We start from the raw sequence: 2,335 nt of genomic DNA on the forward strand, positions 1-2,335 counted from the left end.
GAAAAGCCACGAAGTTCGAGTATTCATTATTCTTCCTTATAAGAAACTAGGAAAAATTTCTTCCGGAATTTTTCCGCGTATAGCAGGCAACGTTTCGCGGCTTCAAGAAGTGGCGAACTTCGTAACCGCATATTTTCCACTAAGATAATATTTCTTGCGAAAGAAATACATCAATTTAGCACTTTTCTCGCCATTTCTTGAAACCGCTGTTAGCAGATGGCGCGGTTATTTTGGTGTTATTTTTAACGCAGACATAAGAATGTGCATTTCGCTATATGTGTAATTTCTATTGTCCTTTTCTTTTGATTTGATAGAGTTTTCAGCATTTGAAATAGCTTGTTTTAATAAACCATTAGGCTTTCTTTTTAATGTTAACTCATGATTCAAATTACCGACACTTCTAAAATACTTTTCTGTTTTTTCATATTGTGGACGATATTTTTGAAGTTCAAGTTCTATCTCTTTATAGGATGCGAATTCTTTAGTAGTAGCTTGTTGTGTAAAATGAAATAGAAACCAAAGTTCAATACATCTCTCTGTTTCAATAAAAACTACTTTGGTGAAACCATTTTTTTTACTGCCAATTAGTTTTTCGTGATATTTATTTTTCAAGTTTAAATAATCGTTAAGATTTTTTCCTTCTTTTTTGCTGTCCATATCAATAAGACAGTAAACTTCATCATATCTTTCGTTAATTGATTGTTTTATATTGTCCTCTAATTTTTTTAAGCTAGAGGCTTTAACACCTAGTTCTTTTGGTTTGATTTGAAATTCTGTTAATCCTTTTAATGAATCAATATAATACTTTTCAGTAATTCCTTCACCAATTACAGCTATTGCCTTAATTTTCTGCTTCATATTTTCCTGAATTTAAAAAAGTTGAGCCTAATAATGGTTTAGCACCTAATTTTCCAATTCTGTATGCATTCAATAATGATAGATTTTTATGTATACCCATATCTGAAGCACGATATAAAATTGATTTAGATGTTGATCTTTCTTTTTCTACAAACCAAACCATGTCTCTTCTTATCATCCAATTTTCATCAAGCAATAATTGGTTATGAGTTGCAAAAATAAGCTGCGAATTACAGGAAGCTTGTAAATATGTTTGAAGATAGTGTAGGAGTAAGTCATAATGCAAACTATCTTCCAATTCATCTTCCATTAATATGTTTTCTCCTTTTTTTAAATCATAAAGTAATCTAGCTAAACGAAAATAAGTTTGAGTTCCAGAGGATTCCATTCCAAAACTGATTTGAAATTTTTCACTTTCAGTTTCATGTAAAAAAACAATCTGCTTTTGAGGTTTAAGAAGTCTTTCTTTTATTGCTTCGCTCAACTCATTATCATCTTGAATTTTATTGCGTATGTCTTTAGGTATTTTGAAATCGACCAAATTGAAATCCGAAATGTTAAAATCGGCTTTATTTAGCAATTCTAATATTAAACTTTTAATTTCTGGGTTACTTTCAGCTTGCTCAGCAATTTTTTCACTATCCTGATGCACGTTCAGTTCATGAACATTATTTTTAATCCAGTCGTAAAGTTCTTTCATTACTAGTGGAGCATTAATGTTTTTTTTATTTAATGTTGATAATACAGTGTGATTATGTAGAGTATCTTTATTAAAATCATCGCGTTGTTTTGCTTTCATTTTTAGAGTACTTCCAAATTGAATAGGTTCTCCAAAATTTCTAACATACATTTCTGAAAGCACTCCACCATCACTTGTGTATTTCATTTTCTCATATAAAATAGAAGTGCCATTATGAATTAGTTCATATTCATATTTTTTTCCATTTACCCAAAAAATTATATGATATTGTGTTGGTTCATTTTTCGTTAATTCAAAAGGTTGAAATAGACCTATTTTTTCGTCCTCTTTATCAAAAGGAGAAAATATAATCATCCATAATGATTGAATTGCCTGAAGCAAATTTGATTTTCCTGAAGCATTTGCTCCATAAATAACAATCATTTTTAGTAACTTAACTCCACTTTTTGGTTCAAATATTAACTCATCAGATAAAGTTTTGTCAGAAGTAGCTGTAAAAGAAATGGTCTGCTTATCTTTAAAAGAGAGAAAATTTTGAACTGAAAATTCTTGTATCATATCTTTAATGTGTTAAAACGTATTTTTTTTACAAAAATAACACTTAATTTTCACAAAAATAATTTTTTTAGAGTTTTATTAAGGAAATTGGTCTTTATTGCAGAATTTTGAAGCGCTTTCTGCTAACGTTCTAGGCTTGGCGAAGTTGGGGATTTATAAGCGCAGTGTTTCAATTTAGCACAAATGCTTATTATAAGCACAAATGTTGAAGTTGGCACT

2 protein-coding genes are annotated in these 2,335 nt (G+C 29.6%); both read right to left on the minus strand.

Annotated elements, in window-relative coordinates; translation table 11 throughout:
* Positions 1 to 225 precede the first annotated feature (225 nt).
* Complete coding sequence (locus tag Q361_RS13410) at positions 226 to 858, minus strand: RloB family protein (RefSeq protein ID WP_103727232.1); 633 nt, start codon at positions 856 to 858, stop codon at positions 226 to 228.
* Positions 842 to 2,116, minus strand: a complete 1,275-nt coding sequence (locus Q361_RS13415) for an AAA family ATPase (RefSeq protein WP_103727233.1) — start codon at positions 2,114 to 2,116, stop codon at positions 842 to 844. Before Q361_RS13415 ends, Q361_RS13410 begins: the two co-directional genes overlap by 17 nt.
* Positions 2,117 to 2,335: the final 219 nt, after the last annotated feature.

The organism is Flavobacterium croceum DSM 17960, assembly GCF_002917885.1.
Taxonomy (GTDB): domain Bacteria; phylum Bacteroidota; class Bacteroidia; order Flavobacteriales; family Flavobacteriaceae; genus Flavobacterium; species Flavobacterium croceum.